We start from the raw sequence: 24,631 nt of genomic DNA, 5'->3' as shown, positions 1-24,631 counted from the left end.
AATGGCCCACGATCATACGCATCACTCTAAAACACATCATGTCCATGTAGGCCATAGCTCTTCTTCTGTCCATGATAAGCATGCTGGTCATAGCCCTGAGATTTTCCGCAGACGGTTTTTTGTCTGCCTGGTGCTGACCCTACCAGTTCTGTATTTTTCGCCTTCTTTTCAGCAGTGGTTTGGCTATCAGGCCATTCGGTTTACTGGCTCTGAATTAGTGAGCCCTCTTTTAAGTGTTGTGATCTATGGCTATGGCGGCTGGGTATTTTTAAAGGGTGCCTGGATTGAGCTACAGAGCAAAATCGGGATGATGACCCTGGTTGCTTTAGCCATTACAGTTGCATTTGTCTACAGTGTGGCTGTTTCTTTTGGGTTAGAGGGTGAGCCATTCTACTGGGAGCTAGCTACCTTAGTCACCATCATGTTGCTAGGCCATTGGATAGAAATGGCTTCGGTGCAAGGGGCTAGCCGCGCCCTAGAGCACCTAGCAAATCTGGTGCCAACAACAGCCCATCGTTTTAGGGCAGGCAAGATCGAGGAGGTTTTAGTCGAGAGTTTGCAGCCTAGCGATACCATTCTCGTCAAACCTGGCGAACAAATCCCGATTGATGGCGAGGTGATTGAAGGAGCCTCTAGCATTAACGAAGCATTTTTGACTGGCGAGTCTCGTCCTGTCATCAAACAGGTCGGAGATGAAGCTGTAGGTGGCTCTGTCAATGGCGAAGGGGCACTCACCTTAAAAATCATTCGGACAGGCGATCAGACGACGCTGAGCCAAATCATGCGTCTGGTAGAAGAGGCACAGTCATCGCGAAGCCGATATCAGGCTCTAGCGGATCAACTGGCCTATTGGCTGACCTTGACTGCGATCGGAGTCGGCGTACTGACCTTTGTCGTTTGGCTGTCGGTAGGCCCATCATTGACTTTTGCGATTAATCGGGCCGTAACCGTACTCGTTATCACCTGTCCCCATGCCTTAGGCTTGGCCATTCCCCTAGTAATTGTCAATGCCACGTCCCTATCGGCAAAGCATGGCATCTTAGTGCGGAACCGTGAAGCGTTTGAGCGGGCACGTCAGATTCAGGTGATCGCCTTCGATAAAACGGGTACCTTAACCGAGGGTAAATTTGGGGTTCGCCATATTTTCACAGACGCTGTGGATGAACCAAATGCGCTGGCGATCGCAGCCTCACTAGAAACCTTTTCAGAGCATCCGCTAGGAGCAGCCATTGTGCGGGAAGCAGAAGCCAAGCAAACCAAGTTGCCTGGTGGCACGGACTTTCGAGCGGTGGCTGGCAAAGGGGTCGAGGGTACAGTAAACGGACGTCGCTATCGGGTTGGGCGACCTGAGTGGGCCGAAGAACTGGCGCTATCGGTAGCAGACTCGCTACAGGCCGGGCTAGTGACCATTGAGCAGCGTGGAGAAAGCGCGATCGCGCTGATGGACGACAAGCAGCTTCTGGCACTGTTTGGGCTAGCCGATAAAGTCCGTGCTCAATCTCTCCGGGCGATCGAGCAGCTACAGGCCATGGGATTGGAGGTTGTCATGATCACAGGCGATGCTGAAGCCGTCGCTAAATCAGTGGCCGATGAGTTGGGCATTGATCGCTACTATGCCCGAGTCTTACCGCAAGATAAGGCATCTCTCATCCGCAAACTGAAATCAGAAAAGCCCGTTGCGTTTGTCGGCGATGGCATCAATGATGCACCAGCCATGCTTGAAGCCAACTTAGCTCTCGCCATTGGGGCTGGCACCAACGTTGCGATTGAATCTGCCGATCTGGTCTTAATCAAGAGCGATCCAATCGATGCAACCTATGCTTTAAAGCTGGCCAAAGCAACTTACGGCAAGATGATCCAAAACTTGTTTTGGGCAACCGGCTACAACGTAGTTGGCATTCCGCTTGCAGCTGGAATCGCCTATCCCTTTGGCATTTTGCTAACCCCAGCCGTAGGGGCAATTTTCATGAGCGTTTCAACTGTCGTAGTGTCTATCAATGCGATGTTACTACGCCGAGTCAAATTATAAATGCATTGTTTACTAAGGTGAATATTTATGCATATTAGCACGCTCGAAATAGAAGGAATGATGTGCAGTGGATGTGGCGAAATTATTGAGAGGGCAGCCAAAAAAATTCCTGGCATTGAAAAATGCACAGTCGAGTTTTCCAAAAGTCAGGCTACGGTTGTTTACGATCCTCAATTGGTGACCATGGAAACTGTGCAGAGGGCTCTGGCAGGGGCTGGATATAGTACCCAAGTTGTAGAGAATTCTTCTGTCGCTTGAGTCGATCAATATGCCGAACGACTGAAAATCAAATTAAGTGAGGCAATAATAAACCTATGACCAACGACTCTTCGACAAGTTTTCGGTGGCAATCTCCGTCTGGGATTGCGCTGCTAGTATTTTTAGGAATTGCCGCGTTCTTTCTATTCACCGAGCATCTCGCTCACATTATTCCTGTGTTGCCGTGGCTGTTTCTATTGGCCTGCCCCTTAATGCATGTTTTTATGCACGGTAGCCCCGGAGGACATCACGGGCATAGCCGTCACAATTTGCCTCAAGGAGATGAGAAATGAATAACGCTCCTGCCTATGGCCTTTGGTCGTTAGTGATGATTAATTCTCTAGTGTTCATCATTTTTGCGGTTAGCTTTACGAAGCCAAAGAGTGCTCGTGATTGGCGATCGTTTGGGGTATTTTCTGCCTTCATCGTCGCGCTTTTCACCGAAATGTATGGCATTCCTGTCACCGTCTATCTGCTTTCAGGCTGGCTACAGAGCCGCTATCCTAGCTTAGACCCTCTATCCCACGATGCCGGACATCTCTGGTGGACAATTTTAGGACTCGGAGGCAACCCTCACTTTAATCCCATTCACCTGCTTAGCAATTTAGTAGTTTTGAGTGGGTTCATCCTGTTATCTTCTGCTTGGAGAGTACTCTATGGGGCGCAGCAAAACCATCAGCTTGCGATCACCGGCCCCTACTCAAGGTTGCGACATCCTCAATATGATGCATTTGTCTTGATCATGTTTGGCTTCTTGCTGCAATGGCCCACTATTCTCACGCTGCCGATGTTTCCCTTTTTAGTCTGGATGTATGTCCGTTTAGCCCATCAAGAAGAGCGTGAAGCCTTGACGGAATTTGGCGAGGAATATGCTCAGTATGCGGCCAGGGTACCTGCCTTTTTCCCACATTTTGGTGCCGCTGACAGGCAAGGTGAAGACTTCCCACATGTGTAATTACAGGAGTAACCATTATGGAAGGCAACAACATGGATCGTAAGACATGGCTATCTGGTTCAGTGGGCTTAATCGTTCTATTCGGGAGCTGCTGTGAAGTCTGGCAACGGTCTTGCTTCTAACTCAGCTTGTGCAGTAACCAAACCGTTGTCTCGAATGTCAGAAATTAGCCATTCCATCTCGTTGATCTCTCGGCGCTGGGCCTCGATGATGCTATCGGCCAGTTCGCGCACCCGCAGATCTTGGATCTGGGCTCGCTCGCTGGTCAAGATGGCAATTGAGTGGTGAGGAATCATACCTTCCATGTAGTCTACATCGCTCACCGTTACCTGACTGCGCACCAACCAGAGGGCCGCTCCGAACAATACAATGGCGCTCACGTAGATGGCTACATTGGCGCTGCGGCTTTTATACATGTGCAGCATGTACGACAGCATGATTACCATCATCGCGGCTCCCATAATCAGGGCCATGAATACCCGCGTTTCGCTAAACCAGGCGTGATCGAGAATTTGATAGGAGTGCAGATACATCAAGAAAAACATCACCACAATTGAGGTGCCAATCATGGCGAAGAACCGGACGTAAGCACCTCTCATTCCGGAGTCGTGATCGGCGTTAGTATGGCTTCCCATGGCCTGCTCTTTACTTGTCATCGGTTTTCCCTAAACTCAACATGTCGAAACGTGAAACTTTACAGGTCAAAACATTTTGAACTAGCCGCAGATCAATATACCGTCGAGGCCAGCCCTACAAGCCGCTGATTAGGCACCAGAGAACCGTCGCAGCCATAGTCGCAACCCCATCCCTTCGTCGCTAACGGCAGACGTCAAGAACGAGGTAGGGGATGGGGCAAAACTCTGGGGTAGAACTCCAACCACTGAGCAGTTAGATCACCGAGCAGTTAGGCCCTTGCCATCGCCGCCTCAGCAATTTGACGATAGGTAGCTGCCGCCTCACGGCAGGCTTGGGCACACTTCTTGCAGTGTTCGGCGTCGTGCTTCTCACATTCGCTGGCGCAGGTGTCACAGATTTCTGCACAGGCTTTTGCCATAGGCGCAATAAAGTAAGATCCTCGCACCATGAAAGTGGCCAAGGTGCGGCAGCTGTCGCCGGTATCTAAGCACATACGAGCGCATTTCATCATGCTGGGGTTGCCCATACAGGCTTCAGCGCAGTGCTCACACTCCACAGCGCAGGCCATAGCTTTGTCAAAACTAGACTGGTAGTTTTCGCGATTTAGCAGCATAGGAGTACCTTGGTTTTGTCATAGAAGTAGCCTAGTTGAAGCTATTGCTATCTTCACCTCTCTCAGGTACTAAGGTTAACTTCCTCCCAATGAAATAGGTTGATTTCATCCTGATTTCATCAGTTGGTGATAATGGGTTTTCAGACTGACGGTTATTGTTTTATGCGGTCTCAATTTCATTGGTGGTTCATCTTCCAGTCGTAGCATAACTGCTGTAGCGTTAACTGTTGTTTCACCGCCTTGACTCTACAGTTCACTGAAGTCTCTATCGTCATAGTTAGTAAAGAATTAGCTTTTTTAAGCCAATAGTCCGGACATTTGTCTGGGCAAGCGCTGAAACCCTTAATCTCTCATTGACTAGACCACTGTGGAAGAGGGCTGAAACTCCCATTCTGCCGTTGGCTCCCAAAAACTGTCCGGAGTGTTGTTAAGCAGCCACCTGAGTGAGTTATTGAAAGTTGAGTATCTATGCGCTCTATCAAACGACGAGAGTTTTTGGGTCTGGGGGCAGGAGCCACGGCAGCTATCCTGCTCTCTCAGTGTTCTAAAACACTACAAGGTTCTACTGCCAGCCCTGCGCTGCTGCAAGGGCGCGTTGTCAACAGCCAGGGAGGATTACTGAGCCTTGATTTGGAGGCAGGGGTTCAGCCGGTTTTGGTGGGCGATCTCAGAGCTAACCTCCTGACCTTCAACGGTCAACTGCCTGGCCCCCGGCTAGAGGCCAAACCGGGTGATACGGTGCAGATTCGCTTTGCCAACCGACTTAATCAACCCACCAACCTGCACTACCACGGGCTGCACGTTACCCCCCAGGGCAATGCTGACAATGTCTTTCTAAGCGTGCCTCCAGGGGAGCGTTTGACCTACGAGTTTACCCTTCCCGCCGATCATCCAGCGGGCACGTTTTGGTACCATCCCCATCACCACGGCCACGTGGCTGAACAGCTGTTTGGCGGGCTGGCCGGGCTGTTTATTATCCGGGGCGAGCTAGACGAGATTCCTGAAATCAAAGCCGCTCAAGAAGCCTTTATGGTGTTTCAAGATTTTGATGTTACCAACACCGGGGCGATCGCCGCTCCCGATATGATGGCCCGCATGATGGGCCGCGAAGGCCCGCTGATCACCATCAACGGGCAGCTCAACCCTGAGCTGTCCTTGGCCCAGGGCGGGCTGCTGCGGCTGAGGCTGTTAAATGCGTCTCCGTCTCGATTTTATCGTTTGCAGCTAGAGGGCCATAGCCTACAGCTGATAGCAACAGATGGGGGTGCGATCGCCGCCCCCGTCGAACTCTCCGAACTGCTGCTAGCTCCTGGCGAACGGGCGGAGGTACTGGTACAGGGCAACCGCGAACCGGGTCAGTACCGCCTACTCAATCTCCCCTACGATCGCGGCGGCATAATGATGATGGGGGACGGTGGCATGGGCGACATGAACCACAGCATGGAGGGCGGTGGCATGGGTGGCATGATGCACCAGGGCAGCTCCGCCTCTCCCCAAACCCTAGCGACGGTGACCTATCGTGGTTCGGTCGCCGCCCTGCCGCTGCCCCAGCGATTGGGCACAGTCGAGCTATTGCCCAACCCAACCCTCAGCCGTCGCATTGAACTCGATATGGCTATGGGGTCGGGGATGTCTATGGCATTCCTATTCAACGGCAAAACCTTTGATGCCCAGCGCATCGACATCAACCCCAAACTCAATACTGTCGAAGAATGGGAACTGGTCAACATCGATTCTGACCGGATGGATCACCCCTTTCACTTACATGTCAACCCGTTTCAAGTCATTAGCCGCAACGGACAGCCTGAACCTTATCAGGCTTGGAAAGACACGGTACTGGTGAAAGGTAACGAAACCGTGCGCATCCGCATTCCGTTCCGCACATTCACAGGTAAAACGGTTTACCACTGTCATATCCTCGACCACGAAGATTTGGGCATGATGGGCACTGTGAATATTCAGCCCGCTTAGGCGCTATCAGCAACGCTATTAATCTAGCTTTATAAAGCTAGATTAATAGCGTAGTCTAAAACTCTTACTCGTTTACTTCCAAATCCAAGTCAGGTGATTAGCCGGTCGTCCCGATTACAATCTGCTTGATATCGGGTTGATTGAATATAGGTGGGCGCTACTTGGCAAAGGTAAACCGTCCATTCACCTTTTCACCGCCGATATCAGACAAAATGGCTACGTTATAGTCTCCTGCGGCGGTGACAGGTACCATGGCTGTGTAGTGTGCACCATCGGCGTCATAGCTCAACTCGATAGACTCTTGGGTGCCGTCGGGAGCCTGAATTTGGGCCATGACCTTGGCATCGGCGATCGCCTCGTGAGTATCGCCCTTTTGTAAAAAGAAATCTAGGTGAACTCCGGTCGGTTCATTGGCCGTAATCAGCTCTAGGTGGTAGGGGCCAGACTCAACCACTTGTCCCCCTTGGGAAGACTGCATTTCAGCGGAGGGGTCGGGAGCCGTTTGAGCTTCCGCAGCGGGTGCTTCGGCAACAGCCTCTGTGTCGGCGGGAGCGCTGCTTTGCTCTTCACTGCTGCCACAGGCTCCCAGGGTTAGAGCCAGGCCAAAGGCTACTACAGTATAGGTCAGAGTTTTTTGGACGGTCATAACGGTATTCCTTATAGAGAGAAGACAGAAGGTTGCTCAGAGGCAGCCTTGGGGCTGCGGATCGAAACACTGTTACTGCACCAAAGCAGTATCTCGGGGCTCGGGTTCAAACTCGTTAGACGTCAGAGGGTTCGCTACCTTGGGAACCAAATGCCGCCCAAACAAAGAGTAGAGCGCTGGCAGCACCAGCAGGGTCAGCGCCGTTGAGGTAAACAGGCCACCCAATACGACTACAGCTAGGGGCTGCAAAATTTCCTTGCCCGCGCCGCTGCCCAGCACCAGGGGCACCATACCCAGGGCTGAGGTGAGGGCTGTCATGAGAATAGCCACCAGCCGCTCTGAGGAGCCTTCAACGATTACCTGGCGCAGGGGCATGCCCTGGGCCAGTTTGGTGTTGTAGTTGTCAACCAGCAGCAGGCCGTTGCGGGTGGCTACCCCAAACAAGGTAATAAAGCCGACCAGCGACGCCACTGACACCACACCGCCACCCAGGGCAATGGAGGCAATGCCCCCTACCAGTGCCAGGGGCAGATTGACCATAATCATCACCATGCCCAGCACTGATTTAACCGCAAAGTACATCAGCACCGAGATGACAACGATCGCCAGTCCGCCAAACACCAGCAGGTTGCGGCTGGCCCGCTGCTCTGACTCAAACTGCCCACCGTACTGAATGTAGTACCCTGACGGCAGCGCTACAGAGGCGCTAACGCGATCTTGAATCGCGTCTATCACCGAGCCCAAGTCGCGCCCCGCGACGTTGGCCGACACCACAATTAAGCGAGAGACATTTTCGCGGTTGATGGTGTTTGGCCCGGTGCCGTAGTCAATGCGGGCCACCTGAGCCAGGGGAATTTTCTGGCCCACTGGGGTATCGATCAGCAGGTTACTGATCGCCTCTAGGTTGTTGCGGGCGTCATCTTTGAGCCAAACCAGCAGGTCAAACAGCTGCTGCTGCTCTAGCACCTGGGAGACTACGCGCCCATTGAGTGCCGTTTCGACCACGCCCGCAATTTGCCCTACAGTGAGGCCATAGCGGGCGGCTGCGGGCCGATCGAACTGAATCTGCACCTGTCGAATGGGCACCTGGGGTTCCAGTTGCAGATCTACCAGGCCATCGATATCGCGAATGGCGGCTTCCACATCGCTGCCGATAGTGCGCAGTTGGTCGAGGTCGGGGCCAAAGATTTTGATGGCGATCGCACTTCTCACCCCCGACAGCACCTCGTCCATACGGTGCGTAATAAATCCGCCCACGCTGGGTGCAATGCCGGGAATGCGGGCAAACTCTTCGCGAATGGTTTCGATCGATGCCTCGCGATCGCGCAATCCCTCTTGGCTCAGCTCCACATCTAGGTGGCCCAAGTTGACCCCACCCGCGTCGGCATCCCCCGGCGCTCTCCCCGCCCGCAGCTGCACCGTCGCAAAACGGGGGTCGTCTTTCAGCGCCTCTTGCATCGCTAAACCCGCCTCGTTGGTGGCCGCTAGAGACGACCCTGGATATAGCAGCATTGCATTTACCAGCGATGGCTCCTGAAACTCGGGTAAAAACACCCGCCCCAGACTCGAAAACACCACCAGCGACGCCACCAAAGCCGCCATCGCAATAGCCAACACCAGTTTGGCGCGGGCCATGACAAACCGCAACGCCGGTCGATACAGCCGCTGAGAAGACCTGCTAACCCAGGTTTCATCACTTGGCAGCGGGCAGCGGGCCAGCAAGATGGCGCATAGCGCTGGAGAGAGCGTCATGGCCACCAGGGTAGAGGCAAAAATCGATACCAGGTAGGCCACCCCCATGGGGGCAAAAATTCGGCCCTCTACTCCGGTTAGGCTAAAAATAGGGGCAAACACCACCGCAATAATGACGGTGGAAAAAATAACGCTTACCCGCACCTCGACCGATGTGTCGTAGACCACCTTAAACGGGTGTTCTGGGGTGCCTGCCAGCTGGTTTTTGCGCAGCCCGCGATAGGCGTTCTCCATATCCACAATCGAGTCATCGACCACTGAGCCAATGGCGACCGCCAACCCGCCCAGGGTCATGGTGTTGATGCCCTGGCCAAAGGCATTGAGAATGATCATGCCCACCAAAATCGACAGCGGAATGGCGCTCAGCGTAATCACCGCCGTGCGCCAGTTCATCAAGAACAGCAGCAAAATAACCGAGACGATAATAATGCCGTCTCGCAGGGAACCCAGCACGTTTTCGACCGAGGCCTCAATGAAGTTCTCCTGCCGAAAGGTTTCGGTGACAACAACATCCTCAGGTAGAGCTGCTTTGAGTTCTTCCATGGCGGCTTCTACCGCCCGCGTGACGGTGGGGGTATCGTTGAGGGGTTGCTTGTTGACCACCATCACCACCGCCCGCTGGCCCCCCACACTGCCGTCGCCCCGCTGAAGCGCGGCTCCAATGCGCACATCAGCGACATCTTGCAGCTTGACGGGGCGGCCATCTCGGGCGGCTACCACCGACTCTTGCAGTTGCTCAAGCGAGTCGAGACGACCTACACCGCGAATAATCAGCTCCTGGTCGGGAGTGTTGAGGAATCCACCTGCGGCATTGACGTTGGCCGCCTCAGCGGCTTCGGCCACCTCTTGCAGCGAAACGTCAAAGGCCACCAGCCGCTCTGGGTCAACCAGCACCTGGTACTGCCGCACGTCGCCGCCGTAGGCAATCACCTGAGAAATACCGGGCACCGCCAGCAGCCGGTTAATCACATCGCGATCCACCAGTCGCCGCACCTCCATCAGGGGGGTGGTTTCCGCCGTAAAGGCGTACATTAAAATCGTGCCGATGGGTGACGAAATCGGCGAAATTTGGGGAATGCCTACCCCCTCCGGGAGCCTCTCCTGCACCTGCTGAAGGCGCTCTGTGACCAGCTGCCGCGCCTGGTAAACGTCGGTACCCCACCGAAAAATCACCCTTACGACCGAAATGCTGACTGCTGAAGACGATCGCACCGTTTCAACTCCAGGGGTGCCGTTGACGGCACTCTCAATCGGTAAGGTAATGAGTGACTCAACCTCTTCGGGGGCGAGTCCGGGCGCTTCGGTTTGAATTTCTACCTGGGGCGGCGCAAAGTCAGGAAACACGTCCAGCGGCATTTGGGTGAGGTTGTAGATCCCCAGAAACGTCACCACGATCGCCCCGATAACCACCAGCCACCGCTGGGCGATCGACCACTTGAGAATGTTATCTAGCATTGTTGTTGTTCAAAAGTTGGCAGAGTAGGTTAGCTCACCATAACCGTCGTAGGGTGGGCAATGCCCGCCATCTGGAAAGCGTCTTTCCAGACATCCTCATAGCTACTTATGTGAGGGCTCTCCCTCTTCGACCAAAGGAGCAGCAAGGGATGGTCCAGTGCCATAGCGAGGATGCCCTTGTGATGAGGGCGAAACCGCCTCGTCACCGATCGTCAGAGCGTAGGCCGGGCGCTGTCGCCTGGCCCACCAAATTCCGGCAGCAAAGGTGGTCATGGCGATCGCACCACTACCCAACCCCATCGCCCACCAGGGAACGCTTGGAGCTGCGACCGCCTCAACGGGTGCGGCAGTTTCCTCTGTTGCCTCAGCACTCCCGCCCCGCAACGACTGAGCATAGAGCTGATTAGCCCGCTGGGTGACAATTTCATCGCCCTCAAATAGGCCGCTCAGCACTTCGACCTGATCGCCCGCCGTTCGCCCCAGGGTGACATCAACCGGCTCAAAGGCGTTGCCGTTGCGCACAAACACCAGGGTTTGGCTGCTGGCTTCGACCACTGCCGATTGAGGAATGGCCATCACCGCTTCTGAAGTGCTCTCGGTTAAGACTTCTAGGGACGCAAACATACCAGGCTTGAGGGTGCCTTGAGCATTGTCGAGTTCTGCCTGTACGGGCACGACCCGCGTTTCACCATCGACCACCGAACCTATCGTGGTAATTTGGCCCTCAAAAATTTGATCGGGCAGGCTGGCCACGGTAATTCGCACCCGCTGGCCGGGGGAGACCTGAGGGAGGTCTTTTTCAAAAATGTTGGCGGTGGCTAGCACCGTGCGGTTGTCCACAATGGTCATCAGCACGGCTCCGGCATCCTGGGCAGATTCCCCCAGGGTTACATCGCGATCGGCAATGGTGCCTGCGATCGGCGCTTTGATGGTGATAGTGCCGTCTGGGTTAGCCGTGGCCCCGAGCTGCTGTAGCCGGGTTTGGTAGGTCTGTGAGCTGAGCTGAGAGCGGGAGCGGGCAACGTTGAGGGCGGTCTGGGCCTGCGCCACTCCTGTGCGAGCACTGAGAACCTCTAACTGGCTTTCGGCCTCTGCCAAAGCCCGCTTGGCATCCGCCAAACCCGCCTCAGAGGCCAGCAGTTCGCGGCGGGCGATCGCCCCTTCCGCCGCCAGTTCTGCGTCGCGATCGTACTGCTCTTGGGCTACTCGAACATCCGTCCGGGCCGCTTCAATGGCCCTCAGGGCAATCTGCTGCTGTTGCTGGTAGCTCTGTCGGGCTAGCTGCAAATCGGCCTCGGCCTGCTGTACGTCTCCCTGGCGCTCAGCAGAGTTTTCGAGGGCGGTCACCCGCAATTCGGCCAGCTCGCCGCTGGTAATCACCGCTAGCGCCTGACCTGCCTCTACCTGCTGCCCCGGCTCCACTAGCAGCTTGGTTACCGTACCGCCGACTGGGTTCGTTACAGTCACCTGTCGCCCCGGCGAGGCTTCAATTTGCCCCGTTGCCTTCACCCCAAAGGCCAAAACCTGACGCTTGACCGGCTCTACGATCAAACCAATACGGTCAGCGACTTCTGCATCGACGGCAATGCCCGCTGGGTGCGTTCCCGCTCCGCCCCCTTGAAACTCATCTCCGTGACCGCCATGGGCCAAGGCAGCGCCCGCAGGAGTTAGTAACAGTATCAGCAAAGCAAGCCGGGGGAGCGATCGCCCCCTGGCCACAATACACAAGCGATCGGAGATAGCTGTCATAGGCGTGCCCTTGAACCACTCAGTTACAGTCTACGGAGAAAAATGCCATCAGCCCCCCAAACATCCCACAGAAAAATGAAATCGGGATGAAATTGGTTAGCTTTAATTGAGAAATCAATAATTCGCCCAGAAAAAATCCCCCATAAGGCTGAGCTGAATTGCGCTAAGCATTACATCTAACAAAAACTATTTGGAATAAAAATCGGGCTGCTGAATTCACTCAAAAAGCTAAAGATTTCGCAAAATTTCTAGGTGATAAAATGCACTCTAATTTTTCTAATGAAAATTTCATTCTTAGCTTAGGCAACTATCAGGAAATAGCCCGATCATCAAGCTACTATAGTGAAAGATCCGCAACCAAGCGCGGATGTAATGGTACTCATGGAGAAAATGATGAAGAAGTACTTTCTTTCTATGCTTGCGATCGCACTGGGCTCAATGGTTTTAGCTCCTGTAGCTAGCGCTTCAGGGCAGACTAACTTTAACGACTTGTCTGCCGATCTGAACGGCGATGGCGTTGTCACCCTCGTCGAGCTTAAGCAACACAACGCTGACTATAGACAAAGCTAATCAGCAAGTACCTCTGGAGGGATTAAACCTCTTCAGAGGTAACTAATGCATATCTTAACCTCGCTCTGATACACTTCAAACCCTACTACGAACTAGTTCGTGGTGGGGTTTTATTATTGGCTTAGCCTGACAAAAAATAGTCAAACCATCGACATAGTCTACAAAGACGCTCTATTCATTCTACTTTAATTGGGTTGTGCAGTGAATTGCTCGGTTGCTCTATTAATTGCTGCTAACGACCGATTGTAGTCTATGATTGCGTTTGCCAAATTGCCTTCTGCTTCAGCTAAATCTCCAATGGCACTTAATACATCTAGTTGAGTGCCTACACCTGCATTAAACCTTAAGTTGGCCAATCTAAGTGCCTCCTGCGCCTGCTGTACCGCTACAGTAGCCGTAGTGATATTTTCTTGATTAGCCGTCAAATTAAAATAAGCATCTTCAACTTCCAAACGAATACTGTTGCGAGTTTGGGAGAACTGAGTTTCTGCAATTTCCGATTCCTTATCTTGCTGAGCCGCCGATGCTGAAGCAGCACCCCCATCAAAGAGTTGCCACTGTAATCTAGCGCCCACGCTGAACCCATCATTCAGCGCGGTTGAATTGCCACTTAAAGCCTGCTGAAGGCCATAGTTGGCGACTAAGCTAAGGTTAGGTCTTACCGCTGCCAGGGCAATTTGTCTCTGGCGTTGGGCAATTGTGCGCTGGGCCAAAACCTGCGATAGCTCAACGCGACTTTGATAGGCCAGTATAATACTCTCCTCTAAGGTTAGCGGCCAGCCTCCAGCAATTTCTACAGGCAACGTATCAACATTTACTGAAGCTGGTAAATTCAGCCTGCGTGATAGTTGTCTCTGCGCAATTTGTCGCTGGCTTTGCACCTGCGTCAAGTCTTGGCGGGCATTGGCCACCTGCACCTCCGCCCGGAGCACGTCAAACTGAGTGCCCACGCCAGCACGTTCTCTTAAAATTGTGTCCTGTAGATTTCGCTCCGCTTCATCTAGAAAGGCCTGGCTAATACGAATTTGCTCAACAGCTAGCTGTAAGGCGTAATAATCATTGGCGGTATCGAGCAGAAGTTGCGCCCTACGCCGATTGATGTCTAGTTCAGCAATTCGAACTTGCTCTTCGGCTACTTGTATTCTGGCCTGTCTACCTCCTGACAAGCCCAAGTCATAAAGAGCCTCAAGGTCTCCTCTTAAAGTTGTTTGGTTGTCATTCTCTTCGCTATTACTTTGCAATGTTGATGCCAAGCCAACAGTTGGATACAGTTCTGCTCTAGCTTCTCTAAGCGCAAACTGACTGCGTTCTAGCTCTAGTAAGGCAATCTGAAGATCTTCGTTGTTGCGCAATGCTAGCTCAAAAGCTTCTTCTATAGAGAGAGTCTTTGTCGTAGTAATTTCAACAGCTTCTGGCTGAGTTGGCAAAAGCAGTAGATTAGGCTCCGGAGAAAGACGGTCAGGTCGTGAGGTATCTTCTTTTGACTGAGGCAAAGATTGAGCAAGGGCTCTAGATGCAGTCAGGGGAGCAACGTCTAACACAATAGCCATGGCCAAACTGACTAGGACAGATGTAGAAAGTCGGAAATTTTGGCGCATATTTAACAAAAAAATGAGTACTCTTGACCGATTAAATCAACAGACAAACTAGGCCAAGGCTAGAGATAAGGAATTTCTGGATCGGCCCCTAGCAGCAGTCTTGAGAATATATCCAAATCCTCGGATGGTGTGAATTAGCCGTTCTCTTTGGCCGTATTCCATCTTTTTTCTCAGAGAGCAAATATAAAACTGAAGTACGTTGCTTTCATGACCAAGATCGCAGTCATAGCTCCAAATGGCATCAATAATCTGCGACTTCTTGAGCGCTTCTTTAGGATGCTCAAGAAAGTAAGCCAGCAAATCAAACTCCTTAGCTGTTAGAGCTAATTCATGACCGCCTCGATATACCGTCCGGCTGTAGTGGCTGAGTGTCACATCAGAGAAAACAAGTATTCTCGATGCATCTTCGCTATCGTTTCTTCTTAGAAAAACTTTGATGTGCGCCAAAATTAAATCTAGGCTTATAGGTGTAGTGATGTAGGCATCAGCCCCTGCTTCTAGAGCAGCCGCTTGCTTTTGAGGAGTAGTGTCTTTATCGATATACAAAATGGGGACTGGATTGCCTGTAGTCCTGAGCCTTCTGCATATATCAATAGCTGTTAAATCAGAAATAGACGAGCTAATAATTAGTGCGTCTGGCTCAATTTGGCGAATGTTGACAAGCCCGCTGAAGCCATCTTCAAAGACGCTAACTAGGTAGCTCTCCTGAACTAGTTCTGACTCGATTAAACGAGCCAAGCTAGACTCATTCTCTATTACAAGAATATGTTTTGCCATACAAACCCACCTCACTCTCTAAACTGAAAGCACCAAAAACAGAGCAGAGCCTATTCTAACTGCCAGAAAATAGGCTTCTCACTAGCATGTTAGGTACTAGGCTTTTTTCGCCTTTCAGTGTTTGTCGCTACAGTATGGCAAGCAAAAATGAAATGAACGTGAAAACTCTACCCAATTTAGAACGTATTTTTAGGTGGCTTGTCCAGTCATTATCATTAAGGCCGTCGCGTACCAAGCTTAGTATTGTTGGCCAGATGGTATCTAGACAAGGTACTGCGATAGGTTTCCCGCCTATAATCATTTAGTCACATCGATAGATTTTTATGCTTGCTGAGTTCTAAAAATTAAGGCTAGAAAATATTCCATGCAAGACAGGCCCCAGCTCTTGGAGTGAGACCTGCCGAACTTTATTCGCTAATGAAATTACTGGCCGTACCAGTCTTTTCGCCACTGCTCCATTTGATCAATTTCGACCTGCTGGGTTGATAAAATATCTTGGGCGAGTTGTTGAACGTCTGGTCGGCTACTTTTCTCTAGGGCGTCTTGCGCCATAGCTAATGCCCCCTCATGGTGGGGAATCATGCCATTGATAAAACGTAGGTCAAATTCATTATCGGCAGCGCCCAAGTCGCCACTCATCATCATGGTGGCCTGCATATCAGGCGTCATGGCCATGGAATGTCCCATGGCTGAATGATACATGACGGGCTCTTCGCTGGCATTTGGGTACCACGCTTGCCGCCACTGCTGCATACGGTCAATCTCGACCTGCTGGGCAGCGATAATCTCCTCTGCCAACTGCTTTACTTCATCGCGCTGCGAGTTTTGCAAAGCCGATTCAGCCATGGCGATCGCACCCTGGTGATGCAAAATCATGCCGTCAATAAACCGTAAGTCGAACTCCTCGTCACTAGGGCCGAGATCCATCATCATGGAATGGTCGCCCATTGGTTCATCTCCCATGGGCATAGCGGCAGAGTCTGATTCTTTAGGGGCCGAGGATGACGTATTGCAAGCGCTCACCATTAAAGGCAGGGACACCAGTCCACCCACTACTATCCACGAAGCCAATATTTTTCTCAAAGTCATCGGATGTCAAACCTCTTTTCCATCACAAAGGCGGTTGCTCGCTTTCAAACGCGCTGACGCGCTCGGCACAACTGTCGGTTCTAAGCTTGACACTCAAAAATGAAATGCGAGTGAAATGGAAGAGGTCTGATCACCCTGGCAAGGTTCTGCGATCAGCAATGGATTCTGGGATTGGCTGTGCCGAGGCGCGTCGAGCAGGTCTATCCGCTCGTGATAGCGAATGGTAGAAGCTGGCACCTCGGCTTGGCGACTCAGGTCATGAATTAACATCTGTGCCTATTTTGACCGCCCAACCCCTGCGGCTGCCAGAGCGTCGCGGGAAATCGGCTGCTGTTGACGGCAACAGTCCACCAATGCGCCATCGACCACCACGGCGGGAAGCCGATGGATGCCGTAGTCCTCCAGTTTTTGGCGAGCGGTGGCCGTGATTTGCTCACTGCGTACATCCCACACTTGAATCTGGCAAGCTGTACAGCTCATCTGCTGCACCAGAGCCACGGCCTCGTCGCACCGAGGGCACCCGGCTACAAAAATTTCAACTTGTCGTTGAGTCATTTCATTACCTTGGAAGTTGTGTTCACTCTAAACCTTGAACCTAGCTTCAAGGTCAAGGGGGAGGCTAAACTCCGATTCGGTATGACAATTTACCAAACGCCCTTGACTCTCTAACGACTTTAGGGTTTAGCCTGAGATGACGGTTAATGCAGCAACTGATGCGAGGCCTCTATTGTGGATCCTTTGGATATAAACCCTTCAGATCTTAGAATCTCAGCAGACCTGGCTCCAGAAGTGTTGGCGCTGGCAGCGCGACTACAGGCTGAGCAGCAAAGCAGCTACTCTCTGGAGGAATTAGTTGACGCAGGAGCTGAGGCTAACATTGAGCCGGAGTATATTCGTCAGGCAGCGCAACAGATTCAATCACAACAGATTCAGGCGACATCGCGCCCCGCCAGCTTCTCTTGGCTAGCTAAGGGCGGTGCGATGGCGGCAGTAATTGTGGTCGCGCTATTCGGTACGACGCTAATTGGCGGCTCCGCCGGTATAGGTTGCCATGCCAGGATGGATGCGGTAGAAAGCCATCGCCGATGACCCAAAGCTAGCCGCAGACCTAACTTAGCGACTGCGGCGTCTCAATTATGAAATAAATATGAAAGTGCCTCGCTATCCACTATGCTTTTGATTATGAAACAATTATGAAAAGTAATGGATTGGCATGTACAACGGCGATCGCTCCTTGGAGCCGGGCTTCTGGGGGCTGGCACCTGGCTGAGTAGCCGGTTTAACCAACCGGCGTTGGCTCAGGAGCGTGCCCCGACTGCTCCGGATCTTCATCACCAGGGCATGACTACGCTAGGCGAGGTTGATCACCTTAGAAATGGCTTTGACCCTCACGTACTGCTGAGCCAGTGGAATGGAGGACGTGTCTCAATGCTGCCTACTGGGCAGCGCCTGCGAGAGTACGATATCGCCGCCGTTGAGCGAGAGATTGAGGTGGCTCCGGGGGTGTTTTACCCCGCCTGGACGTACAACGGCCAGGTGCCGGGGCCAACCATTCGGGTCACGGAGGGCGATCGCATTCGCATTCGCTTTACCAATCAGGGTACGCACCCACACACCCTGCACTTTCACGGTATTCATGGAGCCAGGCAGGATGGCATTCCAGGGGTGATGGAAGCTGCGCCGGGGCAAACGGTGACCTACGAGTTTGATGCAAAACCCTTTGGCTGCCACCTCTACCACTGTCATTCTGTGCCGTTTAAGCGCCATCTCCACAAAGGGCTCTACGGAGCGTTCATTGTTGATCCTGACCCACAGCGGCACCCTGACCAAGTAGATGTTGCCCGATCGCGCCTGCTGGGTTCTTCAGAAAACCAGCGCTGGCAGGAGTTGTTGATGGTGATGAATGCTTTTGATACCAACTTTGACGAGGAGAACGAAGTCTACGCGGTTAACTCCATTTCCCATGCCTACATGAAGCAGCCGATTCGCATTGAGCGCGATCGCCCAGTGCGTGTCTATTTGATTAACGTAACCGAGTTTGACCCGATCAACTCCTTTCACCTGCACGCCAATTTCTTCAATTACTACGACCATGGGACGACGCTGACGCCGACTTCCCGTACTGTCGATACGGTGATGCTCTGCCAGGGGCAGCGGGGCATCATCGAATGCTCCTTTGCTGACTTTGAGCCAGGGCTCTATATGTTCCACGCCCATCAGGCTGAATTTGCCGAACTGGGCTGGATGAGTGCTTTTGAGGTGGTGGCATGAAGGCTTTGCCCTGGCGCTGGGTGTTGCCGCCCCTCCTGTTGGCCGGGCTGGCTGCCCTGCTGCTGACCCTGAGCCCGGCTCGGTTGCTCAACTTAAATGCACCGCCGCTGGAGTCCCTGATTGTGGAGCGTACCGTGCTAAATGATCAGGGCATCACCCTCAAGGTGCGGGCAGAGGGTTCAGCTCCCATGACCATTGCCCAGGTTCAGGTGGATGGTGCCTATTGGGCGTTTACCCAGCAACCCCCTGACCCCATCCGACGGCTGGCGACGGCGACGGTTCAAATTCCATACCCCTGGGTAGAGGGCGAAGCGCATCACGTTCAGTTCTTGACCAACACGGGTGTTGTCGTTGCCCACCCCATTGACGTTGCTCTACCTACACCCGCTCTGTCTCTGGCAACGCTGCTGGGCTACGGCTGGCTGGGGCTCTATGTGGGGCTGGTGCCGGTGGGGTTAGGCATGTTGTGCTACCCCTATTTAAAGGTGCTGGGCCAGCGGGGACTGACCTTTGTTTTAACGCTGACCTTAGGCATGCTGGCCTTTTTGCTGGTAGACACCTTGCAGGAAGGGTTGGAGCTAGCTGGAAAGGCAGCAGCTGCGTTTCAAGGCCAGGCCTTGGTCTGGTTTGCAGCTACAGTGGCGTGTCTGGCCCTATTTGCCGTGGGCCGACGCCAGGGCAAACCGCCCGAAGGCACTGCGCTCTCTACCTATATGGCTTTGGGTATTGGCCTGCACAATCTGGGCGAAGGGCTGGCGATCGGCACCGCCTTTGCCCTGGGGGAAATTGCCTTGGGCTCATTTCTGGTGATTGGCTTTACCCTTCACAACTTGACCGAAGGGCTGGGCATTGTCGCACCGCTGCTGCGTAAGCAAAAACTGCGCTGGCAAACCTGTGTGGCGCTGGCCGCCCTGGCTGGACTCCCCGCAGTGATAGGGCTATGGGTGGGGGCTTTCGCTTTTTCTCCCCACTGGGCGGCCTTATTCTTGGGCATTGGTGCAGGGGCAATTTTGCAGGTGATTATAGAACTCGGCACCTACCTACAGCGGCAACTGCACCTGTCAAGGCTCTCCGGCTTGGCGGGGCTGAGTTTAGCTGGCTTTACGACCGGGCTACTCGTGATGTACAGCACAGCGCTGCTGGTGAAATTTTAGCCAGACAACCTAGCCATCACCTGGTTTGAGCGCTATGAGCGTATTAGACCTGATGTGGGCTAGGTTGCGTCTAGAGGGGTGAGTCCGTTCTCTTAAACAGATTTGTCGCGCCCCAGCTTAGTCGCAGTTAGAGGGGGGGCAATCAGGGGTGGGGAACAGGCAGGGGGCGGCAGCGGCAACGCCAGCCACGGCAGTGGTCAGAACAAGGGCAGAAACAGCTGCCAAGGAGAGCTTCTTGATCTGAAAAGCTTTGAGCATTGGAAGTGACCTCTTTGATAAGGATGGTGAACCAAACAGCCTCTAGACGAGACTTTCCATAAGGTAAACCCTGAGGTTGGCTTGAGAGTCACCCCCCCAAATTTGCACTAAGCTAGCTCTAGCGACGATGGTTGCGCATCCCCAATCGGTCTTTTTTTAGAAGGATGGCCTACTCAGACAATGAAGAAACTCCTCAAAATAGGCGAGCTGGCCAAACAGGCCCACGTGACGGTAGCCACCATCCGCTACTACGAGTCGCTGCACCTACTAGAGCCGATGAGCAAGGCTGAGAATGGCTATCGCTATTATGATGACGAAGCCGTTACTCGTCTGCTATTCATTAAGCAGGCCCAGACATTACAGTTTTCCCTGGCCGAAATTCAGCAGGTGTTTGATGTGCGCAAGCAAGGGGAGCCGGTCTGCACCCTGGTTAAAACGCTAATCGACTGCAAAATTGCAGCCCTGGAGCAGGAAATTCAGCAGGCTACTGCCCGTAAAACCATGCTAGAAACCTACCGCACGAGTTGGGCCGCCCGCCCCCTAGATAATCCATCCGACGTTAAGGTTTGCAGTCTTATTGAAGAAGTAAGACTAACCCTGAATCGTTTAGAGGCTATTTGAAAAACTGTCAAAATAGGTCTGATTTATTCTGAATGCGGCTAACACCATGAACCGCCATAGTCCCTTGAATTGGCTAAATTTGCCTGAGTTCAACATAGTTATATTTTCGTTTTTGCTGTCTTTCTTTTGGGAAATTCAGCAAATGTGGTTTTACCAAATTCCGGCTGGATACTCCCACTTCGATATAGTCAGAAATTGCACCCTCGCTACAGTCGGAGATGTCGTAATTATATTGATTGCATTTTGGGCCGTTGCAGCTCTATCGAAGTCTCGTCAATGGTTACGTTACCCAAACCGTAGCCGAATGGGTGTTTTTATCCTTGTAGGAGTGGTAATCACCGTTGTTATCGAAGCCTTGGCTACTGGCCCCCTCAATCGGTGGACTTATGCCGAGTCCATGCCAACAATTCCGATTTTAGGCACTGGGTTAGTGCCATTGTCAATGTGGTTTCTAGTGCCTCCGCTCACCATTTGGTTTACCAGGCGTCAAATTCAGCCTGTAAGGTCATAACATTCAGATCCAATCGTTCGAGATTTGACCAGAGTGAAGGATAACTAATACTGTCCCAGATTCATAGTGAAATACATAGTTGCTAACCTTTCTGGAAGAGAATCGCTGAGAATATTACAAGGCTCATGATAATGAGGTATACAGGTTTCTTTGCTATGGTGAATCTTACGCGTTATGGTGAGACTCCTGTACATGAGATAGTTTGGTCTGAGTGTTGCGATGACCCCACGGGAGAAATGCAGGAGTCACTGCGGCATAATCACTAATCGACCGCAAAATTGCAACCACAGATACCCTAACCATGACCTGGTTTGAGCGATCGCAGCCCCTGCTAATTCTGCTTTCGGTGCTACTGGGGCTAGGTTTGGCGCAGATTGACGATGTTGCTGCCCTGGCAGACCATCTCATCACACCGCTGTTGATGGGGATGCTGTACGCGGCGTTTCTACCGATTCCGCTGCGGCACCTGGGTAGAGCCTTTGGCAACTACCGCGTGACTGTTGCCAGCTTAGTGATGAACTTTGTCTGGACACCCCTGCTGGCCTGGGCGTTGGGGGCGCTGTTTCTGCGTGATGCGCCCGATTTGCGGGTGGGCTTGCTGATGCTGATGGTGACCCCCTGTACCGATTGGTATCTGGTGTTTACCGGCATCGCTAAGGGCAATGTGAGCCTAGCAACGGCTTTGCTACCGCTAAATTTTGTCTTGCAGATGGTGTTGTTGCCTGTCTATCTGGCCGTTTTTGCCCAGTCGCTGGTCACGCTTGATCTTTGGGTGTTGGGAGGCAAAATAGTCACTGTTTTATTCATTCCACTGGCCTTAGCGGTGTTGTCTCGCTACAGCATTAATTGGCTTAAGGGGCCAACCTGGCTACATGAAAAGCTGCCGCAGGTGGCGATGATTCAACTCCTCTGTTTGAATCTGGCCATTGTGGCCATTTTTGCGGCTAAGAGTGAGGCGTTACTGCAACGTCTGGAATTGTTGCTGCTACCCATTGGTTCGTTTTTTGTGATTAATTTTGTGCTGGCTCAGTGGCTGGGGCAGCGGTTGCGACTGGCGTATCCAGAGGTAGTCTGCCTGACTTGCACGACCCTGGCGCGGAACTCTCCGGTAGCGCTGGCGGTGGCAGCAGCGGCCTTTGGCGATCGCCCCCTGATTGCCCTCACCCTGGTAATTGGCCCTCTGCTAGAGCTGCCGATTCTCGCTCTGGTAGCTCAGATCCTCTTAAGACTCAGTTACCGAACTTCGCCGTAATCATTCGAGAAATCAGCAATGAGCGCTGATGCTTTGACAGCGTATTCCGCAATGAATCAGCGAAAGAGGCCTGAAGAGCCAACCTTCCGCGTGATGGATGTCTCCTGGCAGGATGTCGGTGAAAATTAATTTTTCCGAAAGGGCCTGAAAGTAGACTTAGCTTTCAACCCGCCGCAGATTTTCCTTGGAACCAGGACGTAATGAATAGTCAGCTTATCAGGGTAATTGGCTTGGCGATTCTGCCAGCACTGGGAAACTTTAGTGGTGGGGTGCTAGCCGAATGGCTACGTCCCTCTAAAAGAACGTTGAACCATGCCCTTCATGCCGCTGCCGGGATAATCATCGCGGTGATTGCTGTAGAGGTAATGCCAGAGGCTTTGCAAGGGGCCTCTGCCTGGTTGCTGGCCCTGGCGTTTTTACTGGGCGGGTTCGCCTATCTGACAGTCAAAAGCCGAATTGAGCGGTGGCAGCACAAACAACCTAAAGGAGCTGGTACCGGTGCCTGGATGGTCTATGTAGCCGTAGCCACTGACTTGGTGGGAGATGGCCTGCTAGTTGGCAGCGGATCTGCGGTATCCAGCAGTTTGGCGCTGGTCCTGGCCCTAGGGCAGGTGCTGGCTGATATCCCCGAAGGATTTGCGGTCAACGCCAGTTTTCGCAACAAGGGAGTCGGTCGGGCCAGGCGGATGCTGATATCGGCCTCCTTTGTCATTCCAGTAGTAGGCACTGCTCTAATTGCCTATTTCGCCCTGCGGGAACGCTCGGAGGCGTTGAAAATGGCCGCATTAGTCTTTGTGGCAGGGCTTTATAACCTGGCGGCAGTCGAGGATATGCTGGAGGAGGCACATGAGTCTAACGAAGACACCCAGTGGTCGGCGATTAGTTTTCTGGCGGGGTTTGCCCTCTTTTTGTTGATATCAGGAGGAGTGAATTAGCTGAGTTGAAATCTTTATTAAAGCGATCGCTGGGCGTACTGCAAAATGCCAGCGGCAATGCCCTGGGCCATGCGGCTGCGCCAGGCTGGGTCGTTGAAATTACGGGCATCTTGAGCCCCGGTGACAAACCCGGTCTCGACCAAAACCGACGGCATAGAGGTGTTTACAAGAACGTGAAAACGAGCCTGGCGCACCCCGCGATCGGGCATGGCCACCAGACTCAAAACAGACTGATGAATCACCTGGGCGAGACGATTCCCTGAACTGTGGTAGTAGGTCTCAAGCCCGTTTACCTCGGGCCTGCTCAGGCTGATGGAGTTGGCGTGAATGCTAACAAAGAGATCGGCATTGGCCTGCTCGGCAACTTGCACCCGAGGCTCTAGGCCGATTTCTCGATCATCGGAGCGAGTCAGAATCACCTGCGCACCGCTTTGTTCTAAAATTCTGGCGACTTCGTAGGCGATCGCAGAGGTCACATCTTTTTCTCGCAGGCCACCCACGCCGATCGCCCCCGGATCGCGACCGCCATGGCCTGGGTCGATTACAATCGTGACGGCCTGCTTGGGAATGCTGCTGCCCGGTGGTGGCACCGCTGGAGTAGCCGGGATTGCGGGCTCAGGCTGGGGTGGCACCACCGGAGCTTGAGGCGGTGGCTGTACGGCAATGGGGGGCGAAGCTGCAGTCGGTGCCTGAGCCGGTGCCACGGCTGGGCTGGCTGGAACGGCGGCGATGGCGACTCCCCGAGGGGGCAAAATTACGATGCCGCTGCCGTTGCTCACCGAAGCCTGCCAGTCAGCGCTGTTGGCGGGCACCGTCAGGGTAATTTGTAGGGTCGGTACCGCTGCGCTTACTGGCTGAATATCCCAGGCGGTGACCCCGAACCTATTGGCAGGTAGTGTTTCGCCGGTTAGAGCCGCTGCCACGGTGGCATTTTCGATCTGGAGCACCACCTGAGTATCACTGACTCGCTCTACCGTCAGGTTAGGGCTCACTCCAGACGTGCGAATGAAAAAGCCGTCGGGGGTGGTGCGCACCCCTTCGACCTGGGTGGCGGCCCCAGCGACTGGGGTGGCATTGACTCGGCTGGGGGTGGCCTGAGGGGGCGTTCCACCCTGAGGCGGGGGCAATTGCACCACCCACTGCTGCGGCGTTTCCCCCCGTACCACGACCTGGTCTGGATTTAGGGTGTAGCCAGGGGCTAGCTCAATGACCAGCCGGGTAGTTTGGGCATCGAACTGCCCGATGCGAATGGCTTGAACAGCGCCGCCAACGGCCTGGTTAATCGTCCGCTGCTCTAGGGTGGTGTCGGGCAAATCCACCACAATGCGGGTGGGGTTAAACAAAAGCTGCGCCCTGGGCAGCACGGCGGCATCGGTCGAAAACTCTAGCCGGTTTTGCTGAGGGTCAAAGCGCCAAGTCCTAAACTGAGCTGCTTCGACTGGAAGCGCCAGCAGTAGCCCACCTACCATGCCGATTAGGCTCACCAGAGGTCGGTATTGTTTCATGCAGCATCTCACAGTGCGCTGGGTCG

Annotated in this window: 23 protein-coding genes; 12 read left to right on the top strand and 11 right to left on the bottom strand. The window is 53.2% G+C overall.

The window, feature by feature from the left end; translation table 11 throughout:
* The first annotated feature begins 1 nt into the window (after position 1).
* The 4 genes from ACQ4N7_RS22740 to ACQ4N7_RS22725 are packed head-to-tail and all read left to right on the top strand — an operon-like array spanning position 2 to position 3,242.
* Complete coding sequence (locus ACQ4N7_RS22740; RefSeq protein WP_106870313.1) at positions 2 to 2,029, top strand: heavy metal translocating P-type ATPase; 2,028 nt, start codon at positions 2 to 4, stop codon at positions 2,027 to 2,029.
* Positions 2,030 to 2,056: 27 nt separating this feature from the next.
* Complete coding sequence (locus tag ACQ4N7_RS22735) at positions 2,057 to 2,287, top strand: heavy-metal-associated domain-containing protein (protein ID WP_106870311.1); 231 nt, start codon at positions 2,057 to 2,059, stop codon at positions 2,285 to 2,287.
* A gap of 56 nt (positions 2,288 to 2,343) precedes the next feature.
* Positions 2,344 to 2,580: a DUF2933 domain-containing protein gene (locus ACQ4N7_RS22730; RefSeq protein WP_106870309.1), complete on the top strand. Its 237-nt coding sequence runs from the start codon at positions 2,344 to 2,346 to the stop codon at positions 2,578 to 2,580.
* Entirely contained in the window at positions 2,577 to 3,242 is a 666-nt protein-coding gene (locus ACQ4N7_RS22725) for a methyltransferase family protein (protein WP_106870307.1), read from the top strand. The genes ACQ4N7_RS22730 and ACQ4N7_RS22725 overlap by 4 nt, the downstream gene beginning before the upstream one ends.
* A gap of 77 nt (positions 3,243 to 3,319) precedes the next feature.
* Here ACQ4N7_RS22725 and ACQ4N7_RS22720 read toward each other — a convergent pair whose 3' ends face one another.
* Positions 3,320 to 3,841: a DUF305 domain-containing protein gene (locus ACQ4N7_RS22720; RefSeq protein WP_106870305.1), complete on the bottom strand. Its 522-nt coding sequence runs from the start codon at positions 3,839 to 3,841 to the stop codon at positions 3,320 to 3,322.
* A 305-nt stretch (positions 3,842 to 4,146) separates the two neighbouring features.
* On the bottom strand, positions 4,147 to 4,491 hold the full coding sequence (locus ACQ4N7_RS22715) for a four-helix bundle copper-binding protein (RefSeq protein ID WP_106870304.1): 345 nt from the start codon (positions 4,489 to 4,491) through the stop codon (positions 4,147 to 4,149).
* Between the two features lie 468 nt (positions 4,492 to 4,959).
* On the opposite strand from ACQ4N7_RS22715, the gene ACQ4N7_RS22710 reads away from it, so the two are divergent.
* Complete coding sequence (locus ACQ4N7_RS22710) at positions 4,960 to 6,462, top strand: multicopper oxidase family protein (protein WP_106870302.1); 1,503 nt, start codon at positions 4,960 to 4,962, stop codon at positions 6,460 to 6,462.
* 157 nt (positions 6,463 to 6,619) lie between these two features.
* On the opposite strand, the gene ACQ4N7_RS22705 is transcribed toward ACQ4N7_RS22710, so the two are convergent.
* From ACQ4N7_RS22705 to ACQ4N7_RS22695, 3 genes are all read right to left on the bottom strand, one after another.
* A complete protein-coding gene (locus tag ACQ4N7_RS22705; protein ID WP_106873486.1) occupies positions 6,620 to 7,108 on the bottom strand; it encodes a hypothetical protein in 489 nt (162 codons plus the stop codon).
* A 72-nt stretch (positions 7,109 to 7,180) separates the two neighbouring features.
* Complete coding sequence (locus ACQ4N7_RS22700; protein ID WP_430713745.1) at positions 7,181 to 10,315, bottom strand: efflux RND transporter permease subunit; 3,135 nt, start codon at positions 10,313 to 10,315, stop codon at positions 7,181 to 7,183.
* Between the two features lie 102 nt (positions 10,316 to 10,417).
* On the bottom strand, positions 10,418 to 12,064 hold the full coding sequence (locus ACQ4N7_RS22695) for an efflux RND transporter periplasmic adaptor subunit (RefSeq protein ID WP_106869421.1): 1,647 nt from the start codon (positions 12,062 to 12,064) through the stop codon (positions 10,418 to 10,420).
* 342 nt (positions 12,065 to 12,406) lie between these two features.
* On the opposite strand from ACQ4N7_RS22695, the gene ACQ4N7_RS22690 reads away from it, so the two are divergent.
* Entirely contained in the window at positions 12,407 to 12,634 is a 228-nt protein-coding gene (locus tag ACQ4N7_RS22690) for a hypothetical protein (protein WP_146152627.1), read from the top strand.
* Between the two features lie 185 nt (positions 12,635 to 12,819).
* On the opposite strand, the gene ACQ4N7_RS22685 is transcribed toward ACQ4N7_RS22690, so the two are convergent.
* The 5 genes from ACQ4N7_RS22685 to ACQ4N7_RS22665 all read right to left on the bottom strand — a co-directional run bounded on the left by ACQ4N7_RS22685 (position 12,820) and on the right by ACQ4N7_RS22665 (position 16,653).
* Positions 12,820 to 14,184: a TolC family protein gene (locus ACQ4N7_RS22685; protein ID WP_430713744.1), complete on the bottom strand. Its 1,365-nt coding sequence runs from the start codon at positions 14,182 to 14,184 to the stop codon at positions 12,820 to 12,822.
* A gap of 96 nt (positions 14,185 to 14,280) precedes the next feature.
* Positions 14,281 to 15,009 (bottom strand): response regulator transcription factor, encoded by a 729-nt coding sequence (locus tag ACQ4N7_RS22680; protein WP_106869414.1) that lies wholly within the window; start codon positions 15,007 to 15,009, stop codon positions 14,281 to 14,283.
* 423 nt (positions 15,010 to 15,432) lie between these two features.
* On the bottom strand, positions 15,433 to 16,098 hold the full coding sequence (locus ACQ4N7_RS22675) for a DUF305 domain-containing protein (protein WP_106869412.1): 666 nt from the start codon (positions 16,096 to 16,098) through the stop codon (positions 15,433 to 15,435).
* A gap of 93 nt (positions 16,099 to 16,191) precedes the next feature.
* Positions 16,192 to 16,368 (bottom strand): MerR family transcriptional regulator, encoded by a 177-nt coding sequence (locus ACQ4N7_RS22670; RefSeq protein WP_430713743.1) that lies wholly within the window; start codon positions 16,366 to 16,368, stop codon positions 16,192 to 16,194.
* A 6-nt stretch (positions 16,369 to 16,374) separates the two neighbouring features.
* Complete coding sequence (locus ACQ4N7_RS22665; protein ID WP_106869410.1) at positions 16,375 to 16,653, bottom strand: thioredoxin family protein; 279 nt, start codon at positions 16,651 to 16,653, stop codon at positions 16,375 to 16,377.
* Between the two features lie 174 nt (positions 16,654 to 16,827).
* On the opposite strand from ACQ4N7_RS22665, the gene ACQ4N7_RS22660 reads away from it, so the two are divergent.
* From ACQ4N7_RS22660 to ACQ4N7_RS22635, 6 genes are all read left to right on the top strand, one after another.
* Positions 16,828 to 17,187 carry a hypothetical protein gene (locus ACQ4N7_RS22660; protein ID WP_430713742.1) on the top strand — a complete coding sequence of 120 codons (360 nt, stop codon included), beginning with the start codon at positions 16,828 to 16,830 and terminating at the stop codon, positions 17,185 to 17,187.
* Between the two features lie 114 nt (positions 17,188 to 17,301).
* A complete protein-coding gene (locus ACQ4N7_RS22655; protein WP_106869406.1) occupies positions 17,302 to 18,369 on the top strand; it encodes a multicopper oxidase domain-containing protein in 1,068 nt (355 codons plus the stop codon).
* Positions 18,366 to 19,523, top strand: coding sequence for a ZIP family metal transporter (locus ACQ4N7_RS22650; RefSeq protein WP_106869404.1), 1,158 nt, complete (start codon positions 18,366 to 18,368; stop codon positions 19,521 to 19,523). Before ACQ4N7_RS22655 ends, ACQ4N7_RS22650 begins: the two co-directional genes overlap by 4 nt.
* Before the next feature lie 438 nt (positions 19,524 to 19,961).
* The gene (locus tag ACQ4N7_RS22645) at positions 19,962 to 20,402 is read left to right on the top strand and encodes a MerR family transcriptional regulator (protein ID WP_106869271.1); all 441 of its coding nucleotides are present in this window, start codon (positions 19,962 to 19,964) and stop codon (positions 20,400 to 20,402) included.
* Positions 20,403 to 21,214: 812 nt separating this feature from the next.
* A complete protein-coding gene (locus tag ACQ4N7_RS22640) occupies positions 21,215 to 22,165 on the top strand; it encodes an arsenic resistance protein (protein WP_106869269.1) in 951 nt (316 codons plus the stop codon).
* A 305-nt stretch (positions 22,166 to 22,470) separates the two neighbouring features.
* The gene (locus ACQ4N7_RS22635) at positions 22,471 to 23,100 is read left to right on the top strand and encodes a ZIP family metal transporter (protein ID WP_430713741.1); all 630 of its coding nucleotides are present in this window, start codon (positions 22,471 to 22,473) and stop codon (positions 23,098 to 23,100) included.
* Positions 23,101 to 23,117: 17 nt separating this feature from the next.
* Here ACQ4N7_RS22635 and ACQ4N7_RS22630 read toward each other — a convergent pair whose 3' ends face one another.
* The gene (locus tag ACQ4N7_RS22630; RefSeq protein ID WP_106903109.1) at positions 23,118 to 24,605 is read right to left on the bottom strand and encodes an N-acetylmuramoyl-L-alanine amidase; all 1,488 of its coding nucleotides are present in this window, start codon (positions 24,603 to 24,605) and stop codon (positions 23,118 to 23,120) included.
* Positions 24,606 to 24,631: the final 26 nt, after the last annotated feature.

This window comes from Nodosilinea sp. AN01ver1 (assembly GCF_050565655.1).
Classification (GTDB): domain Bacteria; phylum Cyanobacteriota; class Cyanobacteriia; order Phormidesmidales; family Phormidesmidaceae; genus Nodosilinea.
The sequence above is the reverse complement of the archived record's forward strand: the minus strand, read 5'-3'. Positions and strand labels throughout refer to the sequence as shown.

Bases quoted from the DNA above. Each gene is read 5' to 3' on its own strand.
- ACQ4N7_RS22645 (WP_106869271.1), top strand. From the start codon at position 19,962: ATGAAGAAACTCCTCAAAATAGGCGAGCTGGCCAAACAGGCCCACGTG.
- ACQ4N7_RS22715 (WP_106870304.1), bottom strand. From the start codon at position 4,491: ATGCTGCTAAATCGCGAAAACTACCAGTCTAGTTTTGACAAAGCTATG.
- ACQ4N7_RS22700 (WP_430713745.1), bottom strand. From the start codon at position 10,315: ATGCTAGATAACATTCTCAAGTGGTCGATCGCCCAGCGGTGGCTGGTG.
- ACQ4N7_RS22740 (WP_106870313.1), top strand. From the start codon at position 2: ATGGCCCACGATCATACGCATCACTCTAAAACACATCATGTCCATGTA.
- ACQ4N7_RS22705 (WP_106873486.1), bottom strand. From the start codon at position 7,108: ATGACCGTCCAAAAAACTCTGACCTATACTGTAGTAGCCTTTGGCCTG.
- ACQ4N7_RS22735 (WP_106870311.1), top strand. From the start codon at position 2,057: ATGCATATTAGCACGCTCGAAATAGAAGGAATGATGTGCAGTGGATGT.
- ACQ4N7_RS22655 (WP_106869406.1), top strand. From the start codon at position 17,302: ATGGATTGGCATGTACAACGGCGATCGCTCCTTGGAGCCGGGCTTCTG.
- ACQ4N7_RS22685 (WP_430713744.1), bottom strand. From the start codon at position 14,184: ATGGCTATTGTGTTAGACGTTGCTCCCCTGACTGCATCTAGAGCCCTT.
- ACQ4N7_RS22650 (WP_106869404.1), top strand. From the start codon at position 18,366: ATGAAGGCTTTGCCCTGGCGCTGGGTGTTGCCGCCCCTCCTGTTGGCC.
- ACQ4N7_RS22730 (WP_106870309.1), top strand. From the start codon at position 2,344: ATGACCAACGACTCTTCGACAAGTTTTCGGTGGCAATCTCCGTCTGGG.
- ACQ4N7_RS22670 (WP_430713743.1), bottom strand. From the start codon at position 16,368: ATGTTAATTCATGACCTGAGTCGCCAAGCCGAGGTGCCAGCTTCTACC.
- ACQ4N7_RS22630 (WP_106903109.1), bottom strand. From the start codon at position 24,605: ATGAAACAATACCGACCTCTGGTGAGCCTAATCGGCATGGTAGGTGGG.
- ACQ4N7_RS22680 (WP_106869414.1), bottom strand. From the start codon at position 15,009: ATGGCAAAACATATTCTTGTAATAGAGAATGAGTCTAGCTTGGCTCGT.
- ACQ4N7_RS22675 (WP_106869412.1), bottom strand. From the start codon at position 16,098: ATGACTTTGAGAAAAATATTGGCTTCGTGGATAGTAGTGGGTGGACTG.
- ACQ4N7_RS22720 (WP_106870305.1), bottom strand. From the start codon at position 3,841: ATGAGAGGTGCTTACGTCCGGTTCTTCGCCATGATTGGCACCTCAATT.
- ACQ4N7_RS22725 (WP_106870307.1), top strand. From the start codon at position 2,577: ATGAATAACGCTCCTGCCTATGGCCTTTGGTCGTTAGTGATGATTAAT.
- ACQ4N7_RS22640 (WP_106869269.1), top strand. From the start codon at position 21,215: ATGACCTGGTTTGAGCGATCGCAGCCCCTGCTAATTCTGCTTTCGGTG.
- ACQ4N7_RS22710 (WP_106870302.1), top strand. From the start codon at position 4,960: ATGCGCTCTATCAAACGACGAGAGTTTTTGGGTCTGGGGGCAGGAGCC.
- ACQ4N7_RS22665 (WP_106869410.1), bottom strand. From the start codon at position 16,653: ATGACTCAACGACAAGTTGAAATTTTTGTAGCCGGGTGCCCTCGGTGC.
- ACQ4N7_RS22695 (WP_106869421.1), bottom strand. From the start codon at position 12,064: ATGACAGCTATCTCCGATCGCTTGTGTATTGTGGCCAGGGGGCGATCG.